Source organism: Marilutibacter chinensis (genome assembly GCF_021725675.1).
Lineage (GTDB): Bacteria > Pseudomonadota > Gammaproteobacteria > Xanthomonadales > Xanthomonadaceae > Marilutibacter > Marilutibacter chinensis.
The window spans coordinates 1-21,286 of sequence record NZ_JAKJPO010000016.1 but is presented as its reverse complement, the minus strand read 5'-3'; the positions used below and the strand labels follow the sequence as shown (position 1 = coordinate 21,286).

Below are 21,286 nucleotides of genomic sequence, written 5' to 3'. Positions count from 1 at the left end.
TGGAATCCCGATGAACGACGCCACCGAACCGACATTGCCGAGCGACGCGCAAGCGCCGGCATCGCTGCATGACAGCTCGCTGTACTTCAACCGCGAGCTGTCGCAGCTGGACTTCAACTTCCGCGTGCTCGCGCAGGCGCAGGACGCGCAGGTACCGCTGCTGGAACGGCTGAAGTACCTGTGCATCTCCTGCACCAACCTCGACGAGTTCTTCGAGATCCGCGCCGGCTCGCTGCGCCACGCCCAGGACCTCGGGCTGATGCCCGGCTCGGACGGGATGACTCCGGCCACCGTGCTGTCGCGGATCCACGACCGCGCCGCCGAGCTGGTCGCCGCCCAGTACGAATGCTGGAACGGAGTACTGCGCCCGGCGCTGGCCGGGGCCGGGGTGCGCGTGCTCAGCCGCGATTCCTGGAACACGCGGCAGAAGCGCTGGCTGCTGTCGTACTTCCGCGACGAGATCATGCCGGTGCTGTCGCCGCTGGGACTGGACCCGGCGCACCCGTTCCCGAAGATCCTCAACAAGTCGCTGAACATCGTGGTGGTGCTGAAGGGCCGCGACGCGTTCGGCCGCGCCGGCAACCTCGCGATCGTGCGCGCACCGCGTTCACTGCCGCGCATCATCCAGCTGCCGGAGAGCGTGTCCGGCGGACCGAACGACTTCGTGTTCCTGTCGTCGGTGCTGTCGACCTTCGTCGACGAGCTGTTCCCGGGCATGCAGGTCAAGGGCGCCTACCAGTTCCGCGTGACCCGCAACTCCGAGCTGCTGGTCGACGAGGAGGAGGTCGACAACATCGCCCTGGCCCTGCGCGACGAACTGGTCGGCCGCGGCTACCTGCGCGCGGTGCGGCTGGAGATCGCCGAACAGTGCCCCGATGACATCGTGCGCACGCTGCTGGAGAACTTCGACCTCAACGAGAACGCGGTGTACCGGATCAACGGCCCGGTCAACCTCAACCGGGTGATCCAGGTCTACGACCTGGTCGGACGTCCGGAACTGAAATTCCCGCCGTTCCAGCAGCGCCAGCTGCCCGGAAGCGAGGCGATGTTCGACCGCATCGGCCACGGCGACGTGCTGCTTCATCACCCCTTCGATGCGTTCACCCCGGTACTGGAACTGTTGCGCCAGGCCGCCGAGGACCCGCACGTGCTGGCGATCAAGCAGACCCTGTACCGCTCGGGCAAGGATTCGCCGATCGTCGAGCAGCTGGTTCAGGCCGCCCGCAACGGCAAGGACGTGACCGTGGTGGTCGAGCTGCGCGCGCGCTTCGACGAGGAAGCCAACCTCGGCTTCGCCGATCGCCTGCAGGAGGCCGGCGTGCAGGTCGTCTACGGCGTGGTCGGCTACAAGACCCACGCCAAGATGCTGCTGATCGTGCGCCGCGAGGACGGCCGGCTGCGCCGCTACGTGCACCTGGGTACCGGCAACTACCATTCCGGCACCGCGCGCCTGTACACCGACCTCGGCCTGTTCACCGCGCACCCGGAGATCGGCAACGACGTCCACCTGGTGTTCCAGCAGCTGTCGGGCATGGCGCCGGCGATCAAGCTCAAGCGCCTGCTGCAGTCGCCGTTCACCCTGCACGACGGCGTGCTCAAGCGGATCGAACGCGAGGCCCAGCATGCCAGGGCCGGGCGCCCGGCGCGGATCGTCGCCAAGATGAACGCTCTCAACGAGCCGCAGGTCGTGCGGGCGCTCTACCGGGCCTCGCAGGCCGGCGTGCGGATCGACCTGATCGTGCGCGGCGCCTGCACCCTGCGTCCGGGCCTGCCGGGCGTTTCGGAGAACATCCGGGTGCGTTCGATCGTCGGCCGCTTCCTCGAGCACCATCGGATCTACTGGTTCGGCAACGACGGCAATCCCGACCTGTTGTGTTCCAGCGCGGACTGGCTCGAGCGCAACCTGTTGCGCCGGGTGGAAACCTGCTTCCCGATCCTCGACCCGGAGATCGCGGTGCGTGTGTACGCCGAAACCATCACCAACTATCTGGACGACAATCTCAACGCGTGGGAACTGCAGGCCGATGGAAGCTACGTCCGCCTCGCGCCCGCCGACGGGCAGCAGCCGCACTCGGCGCAGTCGTCGCTGCTGGCTTCGATCTGCGGATGACGAACATGCCGGCCGGGCTGTTCTTGGACAGCCCGGTGCGCGATCATCCACGCATGAACGGACTGCTCCACGCGGCACGCCTCCCGCTGAAAGACGGCGACCTCGTCGCCGCGGTGGACCTGGGATCCAACAGCTTCCACATGATGGTGTCCCGCTACACGCTGGGACAGCTGCGCATCGTCGACCGCCTGCGCGAGACGGTACGGCTCGCCGAGGGCCTGGACGGCAAGGGCGGACTGGCGCCGGAGGTGAAATCACGCGCGCTCGACTGCCTGGCCCGCTTCGGCCAGCGGCTGCGCGACATCCCGCCGCAGCGGGTGCGGGCGATCGCCACCCACACGGTACGCCGGCTGGCCCAGCCGCAGGGCTTCCTGGTGCCAGCCGAGACCGCGCTCGGCCACGCGATCGAGGTGGTTTCCGGCCGCGAGGAGGCCCGCCTGATCTACCTGGGGGTCGCGCACGCGCAACCGCCCAAGCGCGACCAGCTGCGACTGGTCATCGACATCGGCGGCGGCTCCACGGAGTGCATCATCGGTTCGGGCTTCGATGCGATCGAACGCGAGAGCCTGCAGGTGGGCTGCGTTGCCAGCACGCGCCGCTTCTTCGGCAACGGCAAGCTGTCGAAGAAGAAATGGAACGCCGCGCTGGCCGAAGTCAGCGCCGAGTTCCAGCAGTTCACCGGCGCGTACCGGGCGCTGGGCTGGGACGAGGCGTTGGGTGCTTCCGGCACCTGCAAGGCGATCGGCGAGATCTGCCGCTCGATGAAGCTGACCAAGGGCGCGGTGACGGCCGAAGCGCTGCCGCAGGTGCGAGACCGCCTTCTGCAGGCCTCGACCATCGCCGACATCGATCTGCCGGGCCTGTCGGGCGAGCGTCGACCAGTGATCGCCGGCGGCGTGCTGGTGCTGGAGGCGGCATTCGACGCGCTCGGCCTGCAGCGGATGATGGTCAGCAAGGCGGCAATGCGCGAGGGCGTGCTCTACGACATGGTCGGCCGCGGTGGCGTCCACGATCCGCGCGAGGCGGCGGTCGCCGCGCTGATGCAGCGCTACGACATCGAGGCCGCCCAGGCGCGCCGGGTCGAGACCACCGCGTTGCGCCTGTTCGACCAGGTCGCCGAGGCCTGGTCGCTGGACGACGACGACCGGGTGATGCTGATCCACGCCGCGCGCCTGCACGAAATCGGCCTGGCGATCGCCCACAGCCAGTACCACGTGCATGGCGCCTATCTGGCGGAAAATTCCGACATATCCGGCTTCTCGCGCCAGCAACAGCAATTCCTGGCGGCCCTGATCCGCACCCACCGCCGCCGGATCCCGAAGTCCGCGTTCGACTCGCTGCCCGACCGCCTGCTCGACCCGGCCCGTCGCAGCGCCGCCCTGCTGCGGCTGTCGGTGCTGATGCACCGTTCCCACGAGCCTGACCCGATTCCCCGGCTTGAGCTGAGCGCCGACGGCAATCACCTGGGCTTGACCCTGTCGCGACGCTGGCTGGAGGCGCGTCCCCTGTTGCAGGCCGACCTGGAAGGCGAGATCGAAGACATCGCCGGGCTCGGCGTGTCGTTCGAGTTCACGGCCGACTGACTCCGGTGACGCTGGAAACGGCTTCCCGCATGCGGATCCTGACCATGGACTGACCGCGGACCGGTCACCGACGCGCACGTCATCTGTGCGTCATCTGGCTGCAACGATGGCTACACCTGCCAGCTGCACGATTCCCGGAACCCTGCCGAGGGGCCGGGGGAGGCGTGCATGCGCTACACCATCGTCACCGAGACCTACCCGCCGGAGGTAAACGGCGTCGCCCTGACCGTCAATGGTCTGGAACGCGGCCTGCGCGCCCGCGGTCACGACGTCGGCGTGGTCCGTCCCCGCCAGGGAGGCGAGGACAGCGCAGCCGATCACGAGCAACTGGTCCGCGGGCTGCCGCTGCCGCGCTATCCCGGCCTGCACTTCGGCCTTCCGGCCCGCCGCCGGCTCCTCTCGCACTGGCGCCTGCAGCGCCCCGACGCGATCTACATCGCCACCGAGGGCCCGCTGGGCTGGTCGGCGCTGCGCACCGCCAGGCGCCTCGGCATCCCGGTCGCCGCTGGCTTCCACACCCGATTCGACGAGTACATGCGCGACTACGGACTGCCGTTCATGACCGGTGCCGCGCTGGCCTGGATGCGCCGCTTCCACAACCTCGCCGACGCGACCCTGGTGCCGACGCACGAACTGGCCGGTTTCCTGCGCGGCAACCGCTTCGACAACGTGGTGCGGCTGCCACGGGCGGTCGACACCCTCGCCTTCGACCCGGGCCATCGCGACGCGGAACTGCGCCGCAGCTGGGGGGTCGGCGAAGACGGGTTGGTAGTGCTCTATCTCGGCCGGATCGCAGCCGAGAAGAACCTCGACCTGGCGGTCCGCACCTTCCGCGAGATCCAGCAGAACCGCAAAGAAGCCCGCTTCGTCTGGATCGGCGACGGCCCCGAGCGGGCCCGGCTGCAGCAGCAGCATCCCGATTTCGTGTTCTGCGGCATGCAGCGCGGACTGTCGCTGTCCAGGCACTGCGCCAGCGGCGACCTGTTCCCGTTCCCGAGCCGCAGCGAGACCTTCGGCAACGTGACCCTGGAGGCGATGTCCAGCGGAGTGCCGACGGTCGCTTTCGACTACGGCGCCGCGCGCGAGCACCTGCGCGACGGCCGCGACGGCGCCGCGGTTGCGGACGGCGACGACGAGGCCTTCATCGCGGCCGCGGTCCGCATCGCCACCGACGATCCACTGCGGCAAACGATGTCCCGCGCCTGCCGCGAAGCGGTCAGCGCATTGCGACCGGAACAGGTCGCCGCCGATCTCGACGCCGTACTCGAAGGGCTCTCCAGGAGAAGCCGCCATGCAACGGTTGCCACTGCATAAACGACTGATCGACGGCGCATTGCACGGCGATTCGGGCTGGTGCCTGCGCGCCAACCGCTGGGGCGAACAGCGCTCGTCCTCCTGCAGCTACTTCGCCGCGATCAGCCGGCTCGGCGACGGCGTTTTCTGGTACGCGCTGATGGCGGTGCTGGTGCTCACCGACGGGATGGCCGGACTGGCGGCGTCCGCGCACATGGCCGCCACCGGCCTGATCGCGCTGACCCTCTACAAGCTGCTCAAGCGCTGGACCCGACGACCGCGACCATTCGCCTCCGACCGCCGCATCCGCGCGCTGGTCGCACCTCTCGACGAATTCAGCTTCCCGTCCGGACACACCCTGCACGCGGTGGCGTTCAGCCTGGTCGCCTGTGCCCATTACCCGCTGCTGGCGTGGCTGCTGGTGCCGTTCACCGCCAGCGTGGCGCTCTCGCGCGTCGTGCTGGGCCTGCACTACCCCACCGACGTGCTTGCCGCGACCGGGATCGGCACCGCCCTGGCTGCGCTGTCGCTGTGGCTGGTGCCGGGTGTGCGTGTTTTTGGCGGGCTGGCACGCCCTCGCAGGTGTGGGGTGCCCCGCGCCGGGACCGTGACATGGAAGCCCGATCGCGGCTCACGCCGCCGACGCTTCTCTTCTACCGGTCCACGAACCTGGCCCGGGCGATCGCCGGTGCCAGCTGACCGGGCCAGTCCCGGTCGTTGGCGACCTGGGCCCGCGCGCGACTGGCGTCTAGTGCAGCGAAATCGAGATCGGCCACTGCCCAGCGTGCGTCGCCTGCGGTCATCGCGAGCACGCCGTCGGCGGGCAGCCCCACGTCCATCGGCGCATACACCGCCGCCTCTCCGGTATTGCAGTCCAGCGCCGGACTCCACGGAGCCTCGCCGGCGGTGACCGACTGCACGACGAAACAGCGGTTCTCCAGTGCCCGGGCCAGGCAACCGACCCGCACCCGGGTCGCACCCGCCCCGGTATCGGTGCAACTGGGCACCAGCAGCAGTTGCATCCCGGCCTCGCGCTGGGCGCGAACCGGCAACGGGAATTCACAGTCGTAGCAGACCGCGGTGCCGGCCCGCACGTCTTCGACGGCGAACACCGCGAGCGCATCGCCATGCTCGATCGTGGTGGTCCCGCTGCGGGCGACGTTCTTCTCGAACCCGGTCAGTTGCAGCTTGTCCTGCCAGGTATGCCCGCCGTCGGGCGCGAAGCGATAGCTGCGGTTGCGGTAACGGCCGTTGCCGGTCGCGCACAGGAAGCTGCCGGCGACGATATGCATGTCCAGCTCCCCCGCCAGTCGTGCGAACAGCGCCATCCACGGCGCGTGCAGGGTCTGGATCGCCTGCAGCGACGCTTCCAGGTCGGCATGGACCGCCGGCGGAAAGGCCGCGGCCAGTTCCAGCGACAGATATTCCGGCAACACCGCCACCCGGGCGCCGAGCCGGCGCGCCTCGCCGAGCCAGTCCGCCTGTTTGCGGGCGAATGCGTCGAAATCGAAGCCCGCCGGCCGTGGTTCGACCCGGTATTTCGCCGCCGCCACGCGCAATGCCGGAAGTCCCTGCATCGCGCTCAAATCACCCGCTCCAGCGGCCGCAACCAGTAACGCAGCGTGTGGTCGACTTCGCCGCCGCCGACTTCGCGCCAGGGCAGCTGTACCGACAGCCGTGGATGCGGTGCATAGCGGCGCCGGCGCCAGAAATCGTCGTTGTCGCGATGGAACGGCGGACGCCGCGGATCGTCTTCGCGACGTTCGACCGCGCAGAACGCGGTCCAGGCAAAGCCGCCCAGCGACCGCGCATGCGCCTCGCGCTCCTCGAAGAACCGGTGACCGAACCCGCGTCCGCGATAGCGCGGCAGCAGCACCGACTCACCGCAGTAGAACACTTCCAGCGGGTCGATCGAGGCGTGATCGAAGGGGGCGCGGAAGGCCTCTCCAGCATCGGCCAGCGGCAGTCCGGTCGAGGCCCCCACCACCTTGTCGCCGTCGAGCACCAGCACGACCACGCTGAACGGCGAATCCAGGTAGACCTTCAGATACCCGGCCTCGTACGCAGCGTCGCCGTCGTAGAGATAAGGCCACTGGCGGAAGACCTCGCTGCGCAGGCGGGCCAGATCGTCCACGTAAGGGGCGATGGCCGTGCCGGAGACCACGAGGACGTCGGGGGAGAGTCGGGCGTCCATGACGCGATTCTAGGGGGTGGCGGCAGGCCGCGGAGACCGTCCATGCGGCGAAGTCTGCCGTTGCGCCGCCCGGGTGGCCCATCCATGGACCGGAACCGCTCCGTGACCACGTTCAGCCGGGGACGCGCGCTCCCTCGCCTCCGTCAGCCCTGCAGGCTGCCGCGTCCGGCCAACTGGTACCAGTCGACCTTCCGGGTCACCGTCATCAGCGCGGCCAGCACCACGAACAGCAGGCCGGAACCGAGCACCAGGGCGTTGTCCTCCGACACCAGCAGCCCGTAGAGCGCGGCGTAGAGCAGGCCGAGCATCGTCGCGAACCCCAGTCCGCGTCCGATGCTGCGCAGCACCGCGCTGAGGTAGAACCCGAGCAGACCGATGCAGGCGACACTGGCGGCCAGGTAGGCCCAACCGAACGCGATGTGCTCGCTCAGGCTGACCAGCAGCAGGAAGAAGATCGCCAGCGCCAGCCCGACCAGGCCGTACTGGATCGGGTGGATCGGCAGGTGCTTGACCAGCTCGAAGATGAAGAAGCCGACGAAGGTCAGCAGCACGAACAGCAGGCCGTACTTGGTCGCGCGGTCCGCCTGCGAATAGACGTTGACCGGTTCCACCAGGGTGACCCGGACCGCATCGAGCTCGCCGGAGGTGTCGTACAGGTGGCTCGTGCCGTCGGAGGGATCGAGTCCGACGTTGGGCAGGCGCCGGCCGTCCAGGTACTGGCGCTGGGCGTTGGTCGCGACCGAGGCGACCTGCCAGCGGGCGCTGAAGCCGTTGCCGTCGATGTCGCGGCTGCGCGGAAGGAAGCTGCCGGAGAAACGCGGGTGCTGCCAGCTCGAGTCGATCGCGAAGTCGTTGTGCTTGCCCAGCGGCACCAGCGACAGTGACTCGGTGCCGCCGAGAGTGAACTCCAGACGCGCATCGAGCTCGAGCACTTCGCCCGGCTCCGGCGTCGGCAGTTCCACGTGCACCCCGGCACCGCTGCCATCGCCGAGGCCGTCCTCGATCGCCATCGGCTTGCCGTCGATCTGTACGCGCGGCGGCGCCAGCAGCCCGCGCACGTCGGCGATGCCGTAGCCGAGGCGGGCCTGGCCGATCCTGCGGTTGCCGGTGCCGTCCTCGTCGACCGGGATCCTGGCCTGGAAATGCGCCTGCGCCCTCGCCTCCCATTCGTAGACCCGGACCTCGTGCAGGCCGAGCCGGCGCGTCTCCGGACGCAGCGGCCCGCCGACTTCCAGCGTCTCCGGGAAGAACACCCACTGCCGGCTCTGCTCGCGTTCGACCTGGCGGACCTTGCCTTCCGCGTCCTGCTCCTCGACCCGCACCGTCTCGGTGTAGGGCACCACCAGCACCGGCCCCGAGAATGCCTGCGCGCCGGCATAGCTGCGCGCGACCTCGGATACCGCTTCCGACCGGTAGGACTGCCGTTCGTGGATCACGCCGCGGATCATCATCAGCGGCACCAGGATGGCCAGGGTCATCCCGACCACCATCAATACCTTCAGCCAGAGTCGCATGCCCTTCTCCTGTCGTTGCGAGGGCGACAGGATCGGGCGCGGGTGCGGGGCGACGATGGCGCGACGGTGAAGCGGGGGTGAAGCGCGGACCGGTCGCGGAGGGCCGCACCGGGAACGGTCGCCGTCAGGACGACAGCGGCAGCCACAGGCTGGCGACCGCGCCGCCGCCATCGCGATTGGCCAGCGCCGCGCGCCCACGGTGCAGCGCGGCGACCTCGGCCACGAAGCTCAGTCCCAGTCCGCTGCTGCGGCTGCCGCCGTCCGGCCGCGCCAGGGAATAAAAACGCTCGAACACGCGGTCCAGCGCATAGCCCGGAATCCCGGCTCCGCGGTCGCGCACCTCGATCCGCACCCCTCCGCCGTCATGTTCGACCGCGACCTCGATTCCGCTGCCGCGCGGCGCGAAGTCGGCTGCGTTCTCGATCAGGTTGAGCACCGCCTGGCGCAGCAGGAATGCATCGCCGGGTACGCGCGGCGCGTTCGCCCCGGACGACGCGTCTTCCAACCGCAGCCGGCACGATATACCGGCACGTTCGAGTCCCGGCCGGGCCGCCTCCACCGCCTCGGCGAGCACCGCCTCCAGTGCCAGCGGTTGCGGATTGTCCAGCCGTTGCCGATGCTCGACCGACGCCAGCGCCAGCAGCTTGTCGATCATCTGCGCCAGGCGCTCGCTCTGGTGGCGGATGTTGGCCGCGAAGCGCGCGCGGTCGGCCTCGGCCATCGGCACCGCGGCTTCGCCGCCATCGGATGGCGGCGCACCTTCGAGCAGTTCGGCACTGCCGCGGATCGCGGCCAGCGGACTCTTCATCTCGTGGGTCAGCGTGTGCACGTACTGTTCGACGTACTGCTTGCCCTCCAGCCGCGCGCGCATCGTCTCCAGGGCTTCGCCGAGGGCCCGGAACTCGCCGCTGGACTTCGGCGGCACGGCACGCTCGCCGGCAGTCACCGCCCTTGCGTAACGCTGAAGTCCGCGCAGTTGCCGCGACAGCCACCACGCCGCGATGATCCCCACCGCCAGCGCCACGCCGAGCAGCAGCAGCCCCCACGCCAGCACCACCCGCTGGCTGCGGGCGATGAACGGCGCGATCGTGCGGTTGGGCTTGGCGACCGTCAGCGAACCGACGATGCGGCCGTCGGCGTCGCGGATGGGTGCGGCCACATGCATCACGGTCGAGTCCGGAGCATCCGGGCTCTCGGGACTGGAACGCGCGCCGTAGCGGCCGCGCAGGGTCAGGTAGACGTCGTTCCAGCGCGAATAGTCCTTGCCCAGATCGCGGCCGTTGCTGTCGAACACCACGATGCCGCGCGCGTCGGTGATGTAGATCCGGTACTGGGCGACCCGTTTGCCGAAGCCCCAGATCTCCGCGCCGAGGTCGCGCCGGTCCAGCGCGCGGATCCGCGCGGCGAAGGTACCGTCGTTGATGCGCCCGGCGAGGAAGTCGTCCGTCGCCAGTTCGGCCAGCACGTTGGCGCTGTCGACCAGGGTGTCCTCCATCGCCTGGCGGACGCCGGGCTTGACCTCGGCCAGGAACACGCGCGCCAGCAGCATCGCCGCCAGCGCGACGATCAGGAAGTAGCCGAGAAAGATGCGCAGCCCGATCTTCATCGCGTCACCGTGCGAGCGGCGCGGAGCTCCACGGTCCGCCGACGTTCAGATCGCACCGGCATCGTCGCCATTCTCCACGTCGATCGAGTAGCCGAGACCGCGGTGGGTGCGGATCGGATCGGCGGTGGGGTGCAGTTCGCGCAGTTTCGCGCGCACGGTCTTGACATGGGTGTCGACGGTACGGTCGCCGCTTTCCAGCGCGTCGCCCCAGACCCGGTCCATCAACTGCGCCCGCGACAGCACCGCGCCCGGCCTCTGCAGCAATGCCGCCAGCAGGCCGTACTCGTAACGGGTCAGATCGAGCAGCTGGCCGCGGTAGCGGATGCGCCGACCGTCGTGATCGTGCTCGAAGTCGCCGGCGGTCAGCACCGGTCCCGGCTGGCGCTGGCCGCGCCGGAGCACCACCCGTACCCGCGCGACCAGCTCGCGCGGCGAGAACGGCTTGGTCACGTAATCGTCGGCCCCCAGTTCGAGGCCCAGGATGCGGTCGATCTCGCCGTCCTGAGCGGTCAGGAAAATCACCGGCAGGTCCCGGTGGCGGCGCAGCTCACGGCACAGGTCGAGCCCGCTGACGTCCGGCAGCCCGATGTCGAGGATGGCCAGATCGTGCTGACCGCCCGCCGCCAGTCGCAGGGCCTCGCCACCGGTCAGGCAGTGGTCGACGCCGAACCCGGCCGCCTGCAGGGCGTACTGCACGGTCGCGGCGATCGCGGATTCGTCTTCGACCAGGAGGATGCGCATGGGCTGAGGGCTGAGGGCTGAGGGCTGAGGGCTGAGGGCTGAGGGCTGGACAATCTTATGCAATCCGGGCCTCATCGCCCGATCTTCACGTCCGCGCCTCGACAGCAGGCAGAATGCGGACACTTTCCAGCCCTCAGCGACGCATGAACTACCGCCACGCCTTCCATGCCGGCAACCACGCCGACGTTCTCAAGCACGTCGCGCTGCTGGCTGTCTGCGACGCCCTCATCGCCAAGCCGGCACCGCTGTTCGCTGTCGACACCCATGCCGGGCGCGGGCTGTACCGGCTCGATGCCGATGCCGCACGACGCACCGGCGAGGCCGCAGACGGCATCGGACGGCTGCTCGAGCTGCCCACCCAGTGCGCGCCGGTCGAACGCTACCTGCAGGCGGTGCAGGCCTGCAGGATGGCGCATGGCGCCGATGCCTACCCGGGCTCGCCGTGGCTGCTCGCCCACGCACTGCGCGAGCACGATCGCATCGCCGCGTGCGAGTTGCAGCCCGAGGAAGCCGCCGCCCTGCGGACGGTCTTCGCCCGCGACCGCCGGGTCGCGGTTCATTCGCGCGACGGTTACGCCGCGCTCAAGGCGCTGCTGCCGCCGCGGATCGGCGAAACCCGGTTCGCCCGCGGCCTGGTGCTGATCGACCCGCCCTACGAGGCCCAGCTGGAGGAGTTCGACCACGCGCTCGCGGCGCTGCGACAGGCGCTGGAGCGCTGGCCGCAAGCGGTCTACGCGCTCTGGTACCCGATCAAGCGGCGGCGCGCCCTGCAGCCGTTCCTGCGTCGCGCGGCCGCGCTGCCGGCGAAGTCGTCCTTCGTCGCCGAACTGATGGTGCATCCGGACGACTCCCCGCTGCGGATGAACGGCAGCGGGCTGCTGCTGCTCAATCCGCCCTGGCAACTGGACACGGCCCTCGCTGCCGCCCTGCCGGTGCTCGTCGATCATCTCGGCCGGGCCGGCGCGTCCTGGCGCCTGGACTGGCTGAAGAGGGCGGCCTGAGCCCGGGAGCCAATCCGGGCTTTCAGATGCCGGCCTTCACGTCCGGCTCGAAGAAGCTCCAGCGCACCTCGGGGAAGGCTTCCTTCATCGCCCGCTCGACGCCGTTGATCCGTTGGACCAGCACATCGTCCTTCGGCACGTCGCGCATCTGCGCCTGTACCGAGACCATCATGTCGTTGCCCAGCTGAAGGGTGATCACGCTGATCACCCGCTCGATCTCCGGCCGCGCGTCGAGGAAGGCCTGGATCTGGCGCTGCCGCTCCGGATCCACGCTCTGCCCTATCAGCATCGCCTTGACCTCGACCGCGACCAGCACCGCGATCACGATCAGCAGCACGCCGATGCCGATCGTGCCGATCGCATCCCACACGGGGTCGCCGGTGACCACCGCCAGCACCACCGCGGCCAGCGCGAACACCAGGCCGAGCAGCGCCGCGAGATCCTCGCCGAAGATCACCACCAGCTCGCTCTGCCGGCTCTCGCGGAACCACTGCCAGATGCCGCGATCGCCACGCGACTTGTTCACTTCCTGCATGCAGGCGCGCATCGAGATGCCCTCGACGACGATGCCGAACACCAGCACGCCCACCGCCCACCACCATTGCTTCAGCGGCTCGGGATGCTGGAGCTTGTGGATGCCCTCGTAGAGCGAGAACATGCCGCCGACCGAGAACAGCATCACCGCGACCAGGAACGACCAGAAGTACACCGCCTTGCCGTAGCCCAGCGGGTGGTCGGGCGAGGCTGGACGCGTGGCCTGCTTCATGCCCAGCAGCAGCAGGCCCTGGTTGCCGCAGTCGGCCAGCGAGTGGACAGTCTCGGCGAGCATTGCGCCGGAACCGGTAAAGAACGCCGCCACGCCCTTCGCGCAGGCAATCGCGAAGTTGGCGCCCAGCGCGAAGAAGATCGCTCGGGTCGAATCACCAGCACCGGCCATCGGGTCACTCCATCGGAATCGGGTTGGGGGGATATCGGTTCGACAAGGCATGGAAGTCACCGCGGGCCGGCAACGGCGGCCGACGGCAGGGTACAGGCGGGCGGGTTCCGCCCGACCCCGAGCGGCATCCGTCCAAGTGGCGGACGGACCTTCCGGCACATGTATCCGCGACTGCCCGAGGGCGCGCAGGTTCCACGGGGCGGCGAGTCTAGCACCGGCGGGCGAACGTCCGTCACCCAGCCTGCAGGTACGACGGCCGCCACGACCGTTGCATCGCACCGCTCCCGTTACTGATGGCAGACGCCGGCCTCCGGTTCCCGGATGTAAGAGAGATGTAAGAGAGACGTGACAGTCGCATGAAGAAGACGCCCCCACCCCCTGTGCGATCATCCGACCATGGCCCTGCGTGAACGGCTCCCCCCCTGGCACGAGTACCAGCGCCTGCCCAACGGGCGCGAGGTCCTGATACGTCCGATCCGGCCCGAGGACGCGGTTCCACTGCGCGAGGGTTTCAGCCTGCTGCAGCCCGACGAGGTCCGCCAGCGCTTCCTGCACGCGGTCAAGGAGCTGACGCCCGAGGCGGCCGAGCGCTTCGCCCGGATCAATCCCAAGACCGAGTTCGCCCTCGTCGCCGCCGAGCCGCTGCCGCCGGGCGAGGCGCTGGTCGGCGCGGTCGCCCGGATCGCGATCGACGATGACGGGCAGGATGCCGAATTCGCGATCCTGGTCAGCCATTACATCGCCGGAATGGGACTGGGCCGCTACCTGATGACCCGCCTGGTCAAGTGGGCGCGCGGCAAGAAGGTGCGCCGCGTCTATGGCGACGTGTTCGAGCACAACCAGCCGATGCTGCAGCTGGCGCAGTCGCTGGGCTTCGTCCGAGAGCACGTGCAGGAAGCGCCAGGGCTGGTACGGGTGGTGCTCAATCTCGATCCGCCGCCGCTGCAGGCGGCGTCCTGACCCCGGCCGCGCGGCCGGCGTCATCCTTCCCGCCCGTTCCGGACATGGCCGTTCCCTCGTCGTTCCCGCGTTGACCGCAGCACAGGGGGAGCCTGCGGCGGGCGCCGCCGCATCCCCACGGATGGGCCCGACACCAGGAGCCCACATGATCGATCAGGACCGACTCAACCAGTTCCTCGGCCGCGCGCTGGGCGACCTCGGCGGTGCGATGAGCGCCACCCTCGTCCTGGTCGGCGACCAGCTCGGCCTGTACCGGGCACTCGCGAAGGAACCGACGACACCGGCCGGGCTGGCCCGGGCGACCGGCACCCACGAGCGCTACGTGCGCGAATGGCTGGCCAACCAGGCCGCCGGCGGCTATGTCGAGTACGACCCCGACAGCGACACCTATTCGATGACCGAGGAACAGGCCCTCTGCATGGCCGATCCCGACAGTCCGGTCGACGTCCCCGGCGCGTACAGCATCATCGAGGCGGTATTCCATGCGCTCGAACGCACCCGGGAGAACTTCCGCAGCGGCAACGGCATGGAGTGGGGCGAGCACCATGCATGCCTGTTCCACGGCACCGAACGCTTCTTCCGCGCCGGTTACAACGCCCACCTGCTGGGCGAATGGCTGCCTGCGCTGGAGGGCGCCGTCGACAAACTGGACGACGGCGGCAAGGTCGCCGATGTCGGCTGCGGCCATGGCGCCAGCACCCTGCTGATGGCGCGGGCCTTCCCTGCCAGCGAGTTCGTCGGCTACGACTACCACGCGCCGTCGATCGAGGTCGCCCGCCAGCGCGCCCACGACGCCGGGCTCGGCAACGCCCGCTTCGAGGTCGCCGACGCGACCGGCTATGACGACGGCGACTTCGACGTCATCGCGTTCTTCGACTGCCTGCACGACATGGCCGACCCGGTCGGTGCCGCCCGCCACGCCCGCCAGGCGCTGAAGGACGACGGCCATTGCATGCTGGTCGAGCCATTCGCCGGCGATTCCGTGCAGAGCAACCTCAACCCGGTCGGCCGGCTGTACTACGGCGCCTCGTCGCAGATCTGCGTGCCGGTGTCGCTGGCCCGCAACGGTCCGGCGCTCGGCGCCCAGGCCGGAGAAGCACGGCTGCGGCGGGTGATGGACGAGGCCGGCTTCGGACGCTTCCGGCGCGCGACCGAGACGCCGTTCAACCTGGTCCTCGAAGCGAGGCCGTAGCTTCGCCCCCCGCGCCGCGGACTGCTGCCGCGGACTGTCAGCAGGCTCACGGTAGAATGCGCGACCCGAATGCGCTGGACACCCCGGTGTCCGGCGCTGCCGTCGTTTTGCGCCCCCCGATGAGCCGACCCGAGACCGACCTGTCCCTCCTTCCCGTCCCTCCCCTGCGCCGCGCCGGCCAGCTTCGCGCCTGGTGGCGCGCGCCGGCTTCGGCGTCGGCCCTGGCCTGGCACATCGCGCGGGCCGCCCGCGCGCACGACGGGCCGCTGCTGGCGATCACCCGCGACAATCACAGTGCGCACCAGCTCGAGTCCGACCTGCGCACCCTGATCGGCAACGACGGCGCTGCCGGCGACGCGGCGACGATGCCTGTACTCGCATTCCCGGACTGGGAAACCCTGCCCTACGACGTCTTCAGTCCGCATCCGGACATCGTCAGCCAGCGCCTGGCCACCCTGCACCGGCTGCCGAACCTCGCGCGCGGCAGCATCGTGATCGTGCCGGTGCAGACCCTGCTGCAGCGACTGGCACCGAAGCGGCACGTGATCGGTTCCAGCTTCGACATCGCGGTCGGCCAGCGGCTGGACCTGGACGCCGAGAAGCGGAGGCTGGAGTCGGCCGGCTACCGTCACGTCCCGCAGGTGCTCGATCCGGGCGACTTCGCGGTCCGCGGCGGCCTGCTCGATGTGTTCCCGATGGGCGCCGAACAGCCGTTCCGGGTCGAACTGCTCGATGACGAGATCGACACCATCCGCGGCTTCGATCCCGAGACCCAGCGCTCGCTGGAGAAGATCGACGCAGTGCGGATGCTGCCCGGCCGCGAGCTGCCGCTCGACGAAGGCGCGATCAAGGACGTGCTCGATGCGCTGCGCGAGCGCTTCGACCTCGACACCCGCAACAGCGCGCTGTACCAGGACCTGAAGGCCGGCGTCGCCCCCGGCGGCATCGAGTACTACCTGCCGCTGTTCTTCGGCAGGGGCGCTGGCGGCAAGGACGCGGCCGACGCGACCGCGACGCTGTTCGACTATCTCGGCGAGAACGCGTTGCCGGTGATCGGCGACGGCGTCAACGAGGCGGCCGACGCGTTCTGGAAGCAGACCGGCGAGCGCTACGAGCAGCGCCGGCACGACATCGAGCGCCCGGTGCTGGCGCCGGCCGAGCTGTACCTGCCGCCCGACGCGCTGCGCGAACGGCTCAACCAGGCGGCGCGCGTGGAAATCTGCGGCGAAGCGCATCCGCAGCGCGAGCGTGCGCAGCCGCTGGGCGAGCAGCCCGCGCCGGCGCTGCCGGTGGCGGCGCGCGACCAGGAACCGGCCGAGGCGCTGAAGTCGTTCCTGTCGAGCTACCCCGGCCGCGTGCTGATCGCTGCCGACTCACCGGGCCGCCGCGAGGCGCTGCTGGAAGTGCTCGAACCGGCCCGGCTGCGCCCAGCGACGCTGTCGGGCTGGCGCGGGTTCCTCGAAGGCGACGAGCGCTTCGCGATCGCGGTCGCCCCGCTCGACGACGGCTTCGCGCTCGATGCGCCCCGGATCGTCGTGCTCACCGAGCGCCAGCTGTTCCCGGAGCGGGCGAGCCAGCCGCGCCGGCGTCGTCGTGCCGGCCGCGAGCCCGAGGCGATCATCCGCGATCTCGGCGAGCTGCGCGAAGGCGCGCCGATCGTCCACGAGGACCACGGCGTCGGCCGCTACCGCGGACTGATCGTGCTCGAGGCCGGCGGCCAGCCCGGTGAATACCTCGAGATCGAATATGCCAAGGGCGACCGTCTGTACGTGCCGGTCGCCCAGCTGCACCTGATCAACCGCTATTCCGGCGCCGCCGAGGAGACCGCGCCGCTGCACTCGCTCGGCGGCGAGCAGTGGACGAAGGCGAAGCGGAAGGCGGCCGAGAAAGTCCGCGACGTCGCCGCCGAGCTGCTGGAGATCCAGGCCAAGCGGCAGGCTCGCGCCGGCCTGGCGATCGACGTCGATCGCGCAATGTACGAGCCGTTCGCGGCCGGCTTCCCGTTCGAGGAGACGCCCGACCAGCACGCCGCGATCGAGGCGGTGATCCGCGACCTGCAGTCCAGCCAGCCGATGGACCGGGTGGTCTGCGGCGACGTCGGCTTCGGCAAGACCGAGGTCGCGGTACGCGCGGCCTTCGTCGCCGCCAGCGCCGGCCGCCAGGTCGCCCTGCTGGTGCCGACCACCCTGCTCGCCGAGCAGCACTACCGCAATTTCCGCGACCGCTTCGCCGATTGGCCACTGCGGGTCGAGGTGCTGTCGCGCTTCAAGACCAGCAAGGAGATCAAGGCCGAACTGGACAGGCTCGCCGAGGGTGGGATCGACGTGATCGTCGGCACCCACCGGCTGTTGCAGAAGGACGTGCGGTTCAAGGATCTCGGCCTGGTGATCGTCGACGAGGAACAGCGCTTCGGCGTACGCCAGAAGGAAGCGCTGAAGGCGCTGCGCGCGAACGTGCACCTGCTGACGCTGACCGCGACGCCGATCCCGCGCACGCTGAACATGGCGATGGCCGGACTGCGCGACCTGAGCATCATCGCCACCCCGCCCGCGCACCGGCTCGCAGTGCAGACCTTCGTCGTGCCCTGGGACGACGCCCAGCTGCGGGAGGCGTTCCAGCGCGAGCTGTCGCGCGGCGGCCAGGTGTACTTCCTGCACAACGACGTCGAGAGCATCGGCCGCATGCAGCGGCAGTTGCAGGAACTGGTACCGGAGGCGCGCATCGGCATCGCCCACGGCCAGATGCCCGAGCGCGAGCTGGAAAAAGTCATGCTCGACTTCCACAAGCAGCGCTTCAACGTGCTGCTGTGCTCGACCATCATCGAGTCCGGCATCGACATCCCGAACGCGAACACGATCATCATCAACCGCGCCGACAAGTTCGGCCTGGCCCAGCTGCACCAGCTGCGCGGACGCGTCGGCCGCAGCCATCACCGCGCCTACGCCTACCTCGTCATCCCCGACCGCCGCTCGATCACGCCGGACGCACAGAAGCGCCTGGACGCGATCGCCTCGATGGACGAGCTCGGCGCCGGCTTCACCCTCGCCACCCACGACCTGGAGATCCGCGGTGCCGGCGAGCTGCTGGGCGAGGACCAGAGCGGGCAGATGGCCGAGGTCGGTTTCAGCCTGTACACCGAGCTGCTCGAACGCGCGGTGCGGTCGATCCGCCAGGGCAAGCTGCCCGACGTGGACGAAGCCGACGCGCGCGGTGCCGAGGTCGAGCTGCACATCCCGGCGCTGATCCCCGAGGACTACCTGCCGGACGTGCATACCCGCCTGACCCTGTACAAACGGATCAGCGGCGCCCGCGACAAGGAGGGGCTGCGCGAGATGCAGGTGGAGATGATCGACCGCTTCGGCCTGCTGCCGGACCCGGCCAAACACCTGTTCGCGATCGCCGAGCTCAAGCTCGATGCCACCGCGCTGGGGATCCGCAAGCTCGACCTGGGCGAGAACGGCGGCCGCGTGCAGTTCGTAGAGAAACCCGACGTCGACCCGATGGCGATCATCAAGCTGATCCAGGGCCAGCCGAAGCACTACCGGATGGACGGCCCCGACAAGCTTCGGGTGACGCTGGAGCTGCCGGACGCCATCGCCCGCCTGGCCGCCGCCAAGGGACTGCTGCTGATGCTGGGCAAGGCGGGCTGATCGAATCCGGCGTCAGTTCAGCCGATACCCGGCGCTGTTTCCTCCGGCTTCGGTATCGCCACCGCTCCCGAACCGGCAGAGCCGTACCGCACCGACGGCTCGGCCACGCCGGGCCGGTCCAGCGGGCTCAGGACATCGCCCGCACCGCGTCCCAGCACATGGGTATAGATCTGCGTCGTTGCCACGTCCTTGTGGCCCATCAGTTCCTGCACGGTGCGGATGTCCTGCCCCGCTTCGATCAGATGGGTCGCGAACGAATGCCGCAACGTATGGCAACTGGCCGGTTTGTCGATCCCGGCCTTGACCCTCGCCACCTTGATCGCGCGCTGAAGCACTGCCTCGTCGGCATGATGCCGGCGCCGCTCCCCGCTGCGCGGGTCGCGCGACAGGCGCGACGACGGAAACAGGTACTGCCAGCCCAGCTCGAAACCCGCGCCCGGATACTTCTCCGCCAGCGCGTGCGGCAGATAAACCCCGGGCACTCCATCGAGCCGGTCCTGCCCGTGCAGGATCTTCACCCTGTCCCGCTGATGCTGCAGATCGTCCTTTAATCGCTGCGGCAACGGCACCCGCCTGTCCTTCGCTCCCTTGCCGTTCCGCACCACGATTTCATTGCGTTCGAAGTCGACATCCTTGACCCGCAACCGGTGGCATTCCATCAGGCGCATTCCGGTGCCGTAAAGCAGCGCCGCCATCAACCAGCACTGTCCATCCAGCAGGGCCAGCAAGCGCGCCACCTCGTCACGCGACAACACCACGGGCAACCGTCCCGGCCGCCTGGCCCGTACCACCGATTCCATCCACTCCAGTTCCACGCCCAACACCTGCCGGTACAGGAACAGCAACGCCGACAAGGCCTGGTTCTGTGTACTCGCCGCCACCCCACCCTGCGTTGCCAGGCTGGAAAGAAAGGCCTCGACCTCCCTGCGTCCCATCTCGCGCGGATGCCGCTTGCCATTGGCCAGGATGAAGCGGCGGATCCAGGCCACGTAAGCCCGCTCGGTGCGGATGCTGTAGTGCAGGACGCGGCAACGGGCGCGTACCTGATCAAGCAGGCGCGGTGGCCGGGCAGCCGGCCCCTCCACACCCACCAGCCCCATTCCACCAGCGTCACGCTTCCCAGCGGACGACGGCTCCTGCAGGGGTTCCCGTCCAGATAGCACCCCGTCCCTGGGTTGATATTTCATACCGCCTCCGATTCGTCACAATCCACACCATGGTGACCGCCCCAGCCACTCCGTCAGAATCGGGAAGACCGTTGATTACTGCTAGGATTTTTCCGATTGACGGGACCCTGGCGACCGGTCAAGAATCGGATATCACCCCGTATCTGGGGTCTACTAGCAAGTTAGGCCGCAGCAGGCAACTTGTTCGCATTTCAAAGGAGAGCAGCATGGCTACAACAATGTATTTCGACAAAGTCGTAAAAGACCAAGGCGGGGAGTTGTCGTTCGAGATCGGGCTTGGTCGCTCTTCCTTTTACCCGGAGGACAGCATCTATCTGACGATCGACGGAAAGACCGTGATCATGGATCTCGCTACGGCCAAGGAATTTGTAAACGCTGTGGCTTCAGTTGGTCGCTACCATGGCCTGCTTGAAGAGTAACAATCGGCCGCTGCCCAACAATTCAATCAAGCCGCCGCTCCGCGGCGCGGCTTAATTTGGGCGTTAGGCCACCGCCGAACCACACAAACCGTAGTGAAGGGGGACAGAATGAACAAAGCATGGGTTTTGGCATTGACTGCATTGCTTATGCTGCCGGGCTTGGCATTGGCCGCGCCAAAATGTGCGCCTGATACGTTCACTGGCGAGAAAGCTTGTGTCTATGGAACCGACACAATTGGAATGGCCGGAGTCGGGAATCAAATCCTGACAAAAGATGGAAAGATGTATTACCGCAAGCTCATCATGACTAACGGCGACCCGTTAAACATTGATGCATTGCTTTTCCGCCTGGATGATCAGCGCACAATTCGCTTGGTCGCCAGCAACACCAATACGCCAACCGTTGATTGCATCAATCGACACCTCTGCACATGGTCATGGACCGTAATGGCGCCAATTTCTGCAGAAGATCTAACAGCCCTCTCCCAAGCAAAGAAGCTGATCGTCGCGGCTGAAGATAAGAATCATCGCCGCACTGAAGAGAGCACCATGAAGAAAGGCGGCATGATTTTTCAGAAGTTCCTTGATGACATTCGCGCAAATGAGCCCGCAGTGTTGGCTCCCCTCCCGGCTGTAGCAGACCCCAGCACGGCGCAATAGGCGTCAAGCAGCGGCCTAACAATTCGTTCAAGCCGAACTTGCTTCGCTACACCAACAACATGGCAGGAAAAGCTTGCCATGTTGTTGGCTCCGCTACGCAAGTCGGCTTAACTCAGCAACTGTCTTGTGAGCCCAGCTGTCAGGCAGTTAAGGCCCCTTCCGCACGCAGCTCGTCACGCCGTCTGGCATTGACGATGCCCAGCAGCTTGCGCATGCAGGCGACCAGCGCGACCTTGCCC

General features: G+C 68.5%; 16 protein-coding genes and 1 pseudogene. 10 read left to right on the top strand and 7 right to left on the bottom strand.

Annotated elements, in window-relative coordinates; genetic code table 11:
• The first annotated feature begins 10 nt into the window (after nt 1–10).
• The 4 genes and pseudogenes from ppk1 to L3V18_RS16770 all read left to right on the top strand — a co-directional run.
• Nucleotides 11–2,110 (top strand): polyphosphate kinase 1, encoded by a 2,100-nt coding sequence (gene ppk1, locus L3V18_RS16785; protein WP_237056457.1) that lies wholly within the window; start codon nt 11–13, stop codon nt 2,108–2,110.
• A gap of 53 nt (nt 2,111–2,163) precedes the next feature.
• Nucleotides 2,164–3,693 (top strand): exopolyphosphatase, encoded by a 1,530-nt coding sequence (gene ppx, locus L3V18_RS16780; RefSeq protein ID WP_237056455.1) that lies wholly within the window; start codon nt 2,164–2,166, stop codon nt 3,691–3,693.
• A 168-nt stretch (nt 3,694–3,861) separates the two neighbouring features.
• On the top strand, nt 3,862–5,007 hold the full coding sequence (locus L3V18_RS16775; protein ID WP_237056453.1) for a glycosyltransferase family 4 protein: 1,146 nt from the start codon (nt 3,862–3,864) through the stop codon (nt 5,005–5,007).
• Nucleotides 4,985–5,536 (top strand): annotated as a pseudogene (locus tag L3V18_RS16770) (phosphatase PAP2 family protein); the annotation flags it as partial. The gene L3V18_RS16775 and the pseudogene L3V18_RS16770, both read left to right, overlap by 23 nt.
• Nucleotides 5,537–5,639: 103 nt before the next feature.
• Here L3V18_RS16770 and L3V18_RS16765 read toward each other — a convergent pair.
• The 5 genes from L3V18_RS16765 to creB form a co-directional block, all read right to left on the bottom strand.
• Nucleotides 5,640–6,545, bottom strand: coding sequence for a carbon-nitrogen hydrolase family protein (locus tag L3V18_RS16765; RefSeq protein ID WP_237056575.1), 906 nt, complete (start codon nt 6,543–6,545; stop codon nt 5,640–5,642).
• A gap of 23 nt (nt 6,546–6,568) precedes the next feature.
• Nucleotides 6,569–7,180, bottom strand: a complete 612-nt coding sequence (locus tag L3V18_RS16760; RefSeq protein WP_237056452.1) for a GNAT family N-acetyltransferase — start codon at nt 7,178–7,180, stop codon at nt 6,569–6,571.
• 143 nt (nt 7,181–7,323) lie between these two features.
• A complete protein-coding gene (gene creD / locus L3V18_RS16755) occupies nt 7,324–8,694 on the bottom strand; it encodes a cell envelope integrity protein CreD (protein WP_237056450.1) in 1,371 nt (456 codons plus the stop codon).
• Nucleotides 8,695–8,818: 124 nt separating this feature from the next.
• Nucleotides 8,819–10,300, bottom strand: a complete 1,482-nt coding sequence (creC, locus tag L3V18_RS16750) for a two-component system sensor histidine kinase CreC (RefSeq protein WP_237056448.1) — start codon at nt 10,298–10,300, stop codon at nt 8,819–8,821.
• A gap of 45 nt (nt 10,301–10,345) precedes the next feature.
• The gene (creB, locus tag L3V18_RS16745; RefSeq protein WP_237056446.1) at nt 10,346–11,041 is read right to left on the bottom strand and encodes a two-component system response regulator CreB; all 696 of its coding nucleotides are present in this window, start codon (nt 11,039–11,041) and stop codon (nt 10,346–10,348) included.
• A gap of 143 nt (nt 11,042–11,184) precedes the next feature.
• On the opposite strand from creB, the gene L3V18_RS16740 reads away from it, so the two are divergent.
• Nucleotides 11,185–12,042, top strand: a complete 858-nt coding sequence (locus L3V18_RS16740; RefSeq protein ID WP_237056444.1) for a 23S rRNA (adenine(2030)-N(6))-methyltransferase RlmJ — start codon at nt 11,185–11,187, stop codon at nt 12,040–12,042.
• 22 nt (nt 12,043–12,064) lie between these two features.
• Here L3V18_RS16740 and L3V18_RS16735 read toward each other — a convergent pair whose 3' ends face one another.
• Nucleotides 12,065–12,979, bottom strand: coding sequence for a cation diffusion facilitator family transporter (locus L3V18_RS16735; RefSeq protein WP_237056442.1), 915 nt, complete (start codon nt 12,977–12,979; stop codon nt 12,065–12,067).
• Between the two features lie 396 nt (nt 12,980–13,375).
• Between L3V18_RS16735 and L3V18_RS16730 the strand changes: the two genes are divergently transcribed.
• The 3 genes from L3V18_RS16730 (at nt 13,376) to mfd (ending at nt 18,781) form a co-directional block, all read left to right on the top strand.
• A complete protein-coding gene (locus L3V18_RS16730; protein ID WP_237056440.1) occupies nt 13,376–13,939 on the top strand; it encodes a GNAT family N-acetyltransferase in 564 nt (187 codons plus the stop codon).
• Between the two features lie 145 nt (nt 13,940–14,084).
• A complete protein-coding gene (locus L3V18_RS16725) occupies nt 14,085–15,131 on the top strand; it encodes a class I SAM-dependent methyltransferase (protein ID WP_237056439.1) in 1,047 nt (348 codons plus the stop codon).
• A 119-nt stretch (nt 15,132–15,250) separates the two neighbouring features.
• A complete protein-coding gene (mfd, locus tag L3V18_RS16720) occupies nt 15,251–18,781 on the top strand; it encodes a transcription-repair coupling factor (protein WP_237056438.1) in 3,531 nt (1,176 codons plus the stop codon).
• Between the two features lie 17 nt (nt 18,782–18,798).
• Here mfd and L3V18_RS16715 read toward each other — a convergent pair whose 3' ends face one another.
• Nucleotides 18,799–19,881 (bottom strand): integron integrase, encoded by a 1,083-nt coding sequence (locus tag L3V18_RS16715; RefSeq protein WP_305068988.1) that lies wholly within the window; start codon nt 19,879–19,881, stop codon nt 18,799–18,801.
• A 293-nt stretch (nt 19,882–20,174) separates the two neighbouring features.
• Between L3V18_RS16715 and L3V18_RS16710 the strand changes: the two genes are divergently transcribed.
• Complete coding sequence (locus tag L3V18_RS16710; protein ID WP_237056437.1) at nt 20,175–20,387, top strand: hypothetical protein; 213 nt, start codon at nt 20,175–20,177, stop codon at nt 20,385–20,387.
• Nucleotides 20,388–20,495: 108 nt separating this feature from the next.
• Nucleotides 20,496–21,047: a hypothetical protein gene (locus L3V18_RS16705; RefSeq protein ID WP_237056436.1), complete on the top strand. Its 552-nt coding sequence runs from the start codon at nt 20,496–20,498 to the stop codon at nt 21,045–21,047.
• Nucleotides 21,048–21,286 lie beyond the last annotated feature (239 nt).